The organism is Stenotrophomonas lacuserhaii (assembly GCF_014836545.1).
In the GTDB taxonomy this organism is placed as follows: Bacteria; Pseudomonadota; Gammaproteobacteria; order Xanthomonadales; family Xanthomonadaceae; genus Stenotrophomonas; species Stenotrophomonas lacuserhaii.
Genome location: NZ_JACSQS010000016.1, coordinates 88,824 through 94,910 on the forward strand (window position 1 = coordinate 88,824; position 6,087 = coordinate 94,910).

At 67.3% G+C, this 6,087-nt stretch carries 5 protein-coding genes; 2 read left to right on the forward strand and 3 right to left on the reverse strand.

All coding sequences use genetic code 11. From position 1 onward, the window contains the following. Window positions 1–26 precede the first annotated feature (26 nt). Complete coding sequence (locus H9654_RS14175) at window positions 27–1,967, reverse strand: PAS domain-containing hybrid sensor histidine kinase/response regulator (RefSeq protein WP_343237806.1); 1,941 nt, start codon at window positions 1,965–1,967, stop codon at window positions 27–29. Between the two features lie 291 nt (window positions 1,968–2,258). Here H9654_RS14175 and H9654_RS14180 point away from each other — a divergent pair, with 291 nt between their 5' ends. Beyond that, the gene (locus H9654_RS14180) at window positions 2,259–2,843 is read left to right on the forward strand and encodes a DUF3016 domain-containing protein (protein WP_191771401.1); all 585 of its coding nucleotides are present in this window, start codon (window positions 2,259–2,261) and stop codon (window positions 2,841–2,843) included. Window positions 2,844–2,939: 96 nt separating this feature from the next. Here H9654_RS14180 and alr read toward each other — a convergent pair whose 3' ends face one another. Beyond that, a complete protein-coding gene (gene alr / locus H9654_RS14185) occupies window positions 2,940–4,016 on the reverse strand; it encodes an alanine racemase (protein ID WP_191771402.1) in 1,077 nt (358 codons plus the stop codon). Next, window positions 4,016–5,302, reverse strand: a complete 1,287-nt coding sequence (locus tag H9654_RS14190) for a D-amino acid dehydrogenase (RefSeq protein WP_042614951.1) — start codon at window positions 5,300–5,302, stop codon at window positions 4,016–4,018. Before H9654_RS14190 ends, alr begins: the two co-directional genes overlap by 1 nt. Before the next feature lie 149 nt (window positions 5,303–5,451). On the opposite strand from H9654_RS14190, the gene H9654_RS14195 reads away from it, so the two are divergent. Next, entirely contained in the window at window positions 5,452–5,931 is a 480-nt protein-coding gene (locus tag H9654_RS14195) for a winged helix-turn-helix transcriptional regulator (protein ID WP_042614952.1), read from the forward strand. Window positions 5,932–6,087 lie beyond the last annotated feature (156 nt).

Genomic DNA, 6,087 nt, shown 5'->3' on the forward strand with positions numbered 1-6,087 from the left:
GTCCCCGGCTCACTGCTTCAGCCAGGTCAATGCAGGGCAGTGCGTTCGCCGCTGGCCTGCACGTGACGTACCGCCGCCACCAGCTGGGCCACCGAATACGGCTTGGCCACATGCTCCTGGAAACCCGATGCCAGTGCGCGACGCCGGTCATCAGCGCGGGCAAGCGCGGTCACCGCCACCGCGGGCAGTGCATCGGCGTCCACGCCCATGTCCTCGCGCAGCGTGCGGATGAGTCCATAGCCGTCCATTCCCGGCATGCCGATATCGGTCAGCAGCACGTCGAAGCGTTGATGCCGGTTCTCGTCCAGCAGCGCCAGCGCTTCGCCGGCAGACGATGCCGAGGTGACCGCTGCACCCTGCTCTTCCAGCATGCGACGCAGGTACTCAAGGACTTCCACCTGGTCCTCCACCGCCAGCAGATGCAGGCCGCGCAGCGGATACGGTTCGACGATGCGCTCGATGATCGGGCCGCCACTGATCACTTCACGCAGTGGTCGCGAACCCTGGTCGGGCGAATAGCGCGGCAGGCGCACGGTGAAGGTCGCGCCGCAGCCATGGCCTTCGCTGGCCGCCGCCACGGTGCCGCCGTGCAGCTCAACCAGCTGCTGCACGATGGCCAGGCCCAGCCCCAGCCCGCCATGGCGGCGGGTGGTGGTGCCATCGGCCTGGCGGAAGCGGCCGAACAGGTGATTGAGGAACTCCGGTGCGATGCCATCGCCACTGTCCTGCACCGTCACCTGCCAGCCCTCCGGCAGGTCCTCCAGCCGTAGCATGATCGAGCCTTCGGCCGGGGTGAACTTGATCGCATTGGACAGCAGGTTCCACAGCACCTGCTGCATCCGGGTGGCATCGCCCAGCACCAGGCACGGACGGTCCGGCACGTCCACGGTCACGTCCAGCGCCTTGCCCTCGGCGACCAGCTCCTGCGCGCCCATTGCCTGGCGCAGCTGCTCGCCAAGGTCCAGCACTTCCACTTCCAGCTGCACCTTGCCCAGCAGCATGCTGCTCAGGTCCAGCATGTCCGATATCAGCCGCTTCTGCGCATTGGCGCTGCTGGCGATCACGCCCAGGCCCTTGCGCAGTGGACTGTCCGGTTCCACCCGCTGCAGCAGCAGCTCGCTCCAGCCCAGGATGGTGGTCAGCGGCGTGCGCAGCTCGTGGGACAGGGTGGCCAGGAATTCGTCTTTCAGCCGCGCGGTGTTTTCCGCTGCGGCGCGCGCGGTGCGCTCGGACTGCAGCAGCTCTTCGCGTGCCAGTTCGATGTCGCGTCGTTCGGTCACGTCCGGGCTGCTGCCGGCCAGGCCGACGAAGTGCCCGTTGCGCGAAAAACGCGGCCGGGCGTTCATTTCCAGCCAGCGCCACTCGCCGTCGGCGCGCCGGGCACGCACCAGGGCATTCATCGAGCGCTGCGCCCTCAACGCGCCGCGCAGTTCGTGCTCGAACACCGAGGCATCATCGGGATGCACCAGCCCGCGCCAGACATCTTCCGGCACCCGGTTTTCATCACCGCCGAAGAACTCGGTAAAGGCGCTGTTGACGAAGCGCGAGTGACCCTGCTCATCCAGCACCCAGACCGGCATCGGCAGGCCGTCTGCCAGGGCACTGAAGCGCGCCTCGCTTTCGCCCAGCTCGCCTTCCATCCGTTTGCGTGCGCTCACATCGAAGAACAGCACCGCGACCGTGTCATCGCCCTCGGCACCCACCCGCACGGCATCCACCGAATAGGCGCGGCCCAGCGCCTTGGCCTCCAGTTCGAACTGGGTCGCCTCACCGGTACGCGCTACGTGCCCGTAGATGGTGAACCAGTCCTTCTCGTGGTTGGGTTCAAGCTCGCTCATCCGCCGCCCGATCGGATCCACCAGCCCGGTATGGCGTTCGAACGCTGGATTCACTTCCAGGAACACATAGTCAACGGGGTGGTCCTGCTCGTCGAAGAGGACTTTGATCACGCAGAAGCCCGCATGCATGCGCTCCAGCGCGTGCTGGTACAGGCTTGCGCCACCTGCGGCGGCGTGTGCGGGCAGGGCTTCCAGGGTCGAATTCACAGGGGACAAGGGCTTGGGCCACTGGGTAGCAATACATACAGCATGGTCCAGACTGCGTATTCGCAGCGTCAAGCGCCGGGCGTCATGCCCGGCGTGATGAACTTCCCGTAAGCGCATGCCCGGGCGTGCTGGAGTGCCGCTTGTCCGGCGCGCCAGGCAGGACCACACTGGTGGCCACACTTACAGCGCTGCCACACGGCGCAGGAGCCTGCCATGAGCCGCCTTTCACCACGCAGCCTGCTGCTGGCAGTCCTGCTCGCCACCTCCGCCGGTGCCGCACTGGCCGCCCCGCGCACCGTGACCGATCCGCAGGCGCCGCGCGCGCTTGAAGCGTCCGGCCCGGTCAGCGTGCAATGGAACGACCCCAAGACCTTCACCGAGCTGCGCAACAGCACCAACCGCTTCGAGGCCGAGCGCGGCAACTGGGTTCATCAATTGGCCGAGTACGCGCGCAAAACCGCGGAGAAGACCCTGCAGCCCGGCCAGACGCTGGACATCACCTTCGTCGACATCAAGCGCGCAGGCGATTTCGAACCGTGGCACGGTCCGCGTGCCAGCGATATCCGGATCATGCGCGACATCTACCCGCCGCGGATCACCCTGCAGTACGCACTGAAGGACGCGGGCGGCCAGGTGCTGGACCAGGGCGAAGCCGCGCTGCGCGATTCCGGCTTCCTGCATGGCAGCACCGGCATGCAGAGCAGCAGTGACCCACTGCGTTACGAGAAGAAGCTGATCGACGACTGGGTGCGCCGCGACCTGGCCAAGCGGATCGCCGCCAACCCGTCGGCTGGGTGACGATCCAGGCGGCTGGATGACGATCCAGGCGGGTGGGTGACGACCGAGGCCGGGTGGGTGGGGTGGGTGACGACCGTTGGTCGTCACGCTCTCCCCTCACCCCTCCACGTACTCCCGGCGCACGCGCTTCACCGCGCACGGCAGCTGGTAAGCGCTGACCCCACAACGCGGCGCCAGCTCGGCCAGGCTCAGCGCCTGCCCGCCCCACAGCTGGACCTCGCTGCCCACGCCCGCCTGCGGGTGTGCGGTGAGATCCACGGTCAGCATGTCCATCGATACCCGGCCGATCAGCACGCCCGGCTGGTCGTCGATCACCACCGGCGTGCCGTTCGGCGCGAACTGCGGATAGCCGTCGGCATAACCCATCGCCACCACGCCCACCCGGGTTCGCTGGCTGGCCACGAAGCGTGCGCCGTAGCCGACCGGCTCGCCCGCTTCGATCCAGCGCTCGGCGATCACCTTCGAACGCATGTTCATCACCGGACGCAGGCGCGCGGTCACCGTGGAATCAACCGCCAGCGGGTTGGCGCCGTACAGCATCAGGCCCGGACGCACCCAATCGCTGCGCACATCCGGCCAGCCCAGCAACGCCGGCGAATTGCAGATGCTGGTCTCGCCGGCCAGCCCGGCCGTTGCCGTAGCAAACACCGCCGCCTGTTCGTGGGTGCGTCCGCTGTCCAGCTCATCGGCACGCGCCAGGTGGGTCATCATGACGATGCAACCGACCTGCGGCAGCGCGGAAAGGCGTGCATGTGCGGCGCGGAAGGCATCCACGTCCAGCCCGAGCCGATGCATCCCGCTGTCCAGCTTCAGCCAGACCGTCAGGGCCAGCGGACTATCGAAGGCGGCCAGCGCCTCGACCTGCCACGGCGAACCCACGGCGGTCCACAACCGGTGTTCGGCGATCAACGGCAGTTCGCTGGCTTCAAAGAAGCCTTCCAACAGCAGGATCGGGGCGGAAATACCGGCCGCACGCAGTTCCAGCGCTTCTTCGATGGTCGCCACCGCGAAGCCATCGGCTTCGCTCTGCAGCGCCTGCGCGCAGCGCACCGCACCGTGGCCGTAGGCATCGGCCTTGACCACCGCCAACGCCTTGCCACCGCCCAGCGCGCGCGCGAGGCGATAGTTGCTGCGCAGCGCATCCAGGTCGATCAACGCACGTGCAGGGCGCATCAGCGGCGCCCCGCGTGCGCGTCCGCAGCGCGCTTGCCGCCATAGCGGAAGATATCCAGGCCCTCGGTGCTGATCTGCGGCTGGCGCGCGCTCATCAGGTCGGCCAGATAGCGACCAGAACCGCACGCCATGGTCCAGCCCAGGGTGCCGTGTCCGGTGTTGAGGAACAGGTTGCGCAACGGCGTGGCGCCGATCACCGGCGTGCCATCCGGCGTTGCAGGGCGCAGTCCGGTCCAGAACTCGGCGCGCGACAGGTCGCCACCCTTCGGGTACAGGTCACGCACCACCAGCTCCAGCGTCTGCCGGCGCCGCGGCGACAGGGACAGGTCGAAACCGGCCACTTCGGCCATGCCACCGACCCGGATACGGTTGTCGAAGCGGGTGACCGCCACCTTGTAGCTTTCGTCCAGGATGGTCGAGGTGGGCGCCATCGCCGGGTCGGTGATCGGCAGGGTCAGTGAGTAACCCTTCAGCGGGTACACCGGCAGGTCCAGCCCCAGCGGAGCCACCAGCGCCGGCGAATAGCTGCCGAGGGCCACCACGTAGTGATCCGCGGTTTCCAGCTTGCCGTCCACGCGCACGCCGGTGATGCGGTCGCCTTCGTGCTCCACCCCGGCGATATCCACGTCGTAGCGGAACTCCACGCCGGCCTCGGCCGCCATCGCGGCCAGCCGGCGGGTGAACAACTGGCAGTCACCGGTCTGGTCGCGCGGCAGGCGCAGCGCGCCGACCAGCCCGTCCACGTGGGCCAGCGCCGGTTCGGCGGCGATGATGCCGGCACGGTCCAGCACTTCGTACGGCACGCCATACTGCGCCAGTACCTCGATGTCCTGCGCCGAAGCGTCCAGCTGCTGCTGGGTGCGGAACAGCTGGGTAGTGCCCAGGTCACGCCCTTCATAGTCGATGCCGGTCTCGGCACGCAGCTGGTTCAGGCAGTCGCGGCTGTACTCGGACATGCGCACCATGCGCGCCTTGTTGATCGCATAGCGTTCCTGCGTGCAGTTGCGCAGCATCTGCCACAGCCAGCGGTACTGGGCCAGGTCCATGCCCGGGCGGATCGCCAGCGGCGCGTGCTTTTCGAACAGCCAGCCGATCGCCTTCTTCGGCACGCCCGGCGCCGCCCACGGCGAGGTGTAGCCGAACGACAGCTGCCCGGCATTGGCGAAACTGGTCTCCAGTGCCGGTCCCGGCTGGCGGTCGAGCACGGTGACTTCAAAACCGGCCTGGCGCAGGTACCAGGCACTGGTGGTGCCGATGACGCCGCTGCCGAGGATGAGAACGCGCATGAGACCTCTCCAACCCGATCAATTCCCTGCGCAGGAGCACGCCGGGACCATAATCAGAGAAGTATAGTCAGCCTGATCCAGCGGATTTGCGCGTTTTATGAAAGCGGGGCAGCATATTTCCCTGAAAACCATCTACACAGGGCGACACCGTGGCCACCCGCACCCGCGAACTGGACAAAATTGACAGGAAAATCCTGAGGATCCTGCAGGCCGAAGGCCGGATCTCCTTCACCGAGCTGGGCGAACGCGTCGGCCTGTCCACCACGCCATGCACCGAGCGCGTACGCCGCCTGGAACGCGAGGGCGTGGTCACCGGCTACCACGCCCACCTGGACCCGAGCGCACTGAAAGCCAGCCTGCTGGTGTTCGTTGAAATCAGCCTGGCCTACAAATCCGGCGACATCTTCGAAGAGTTCCGACGCGCCGCGCTGAAGCTGCCCAACGTGCTGGAATGCCACCTGGTCTCCGGCGATTTCGACTACCTGTTGAAGGCGCGCATCAGTGAGATGGCTTCGTACCGCAAGCTGCTGGGCAGCACCCTGCTGACCCTGCCGCACGTGCGCGAATCCAAGAGCTACATCGTGATGGAAGAGGTCAAGGAGACCTGGAGCCTGCCGATCCCGGACTGAGTGGTCGAACGGGTCAGACCCCCTCGCGGGTGGCTGCTGTTTGTTGCCGCAGCTGGGTTGGGCCGGGCGGTGGGGCTGTGCGGGGGACGGCAAGAGCCGCTCCTGCGGGCCTCGTTTCGCGCCATCCATGGCGCTCAACGCCCCCGCCCAGCCCCA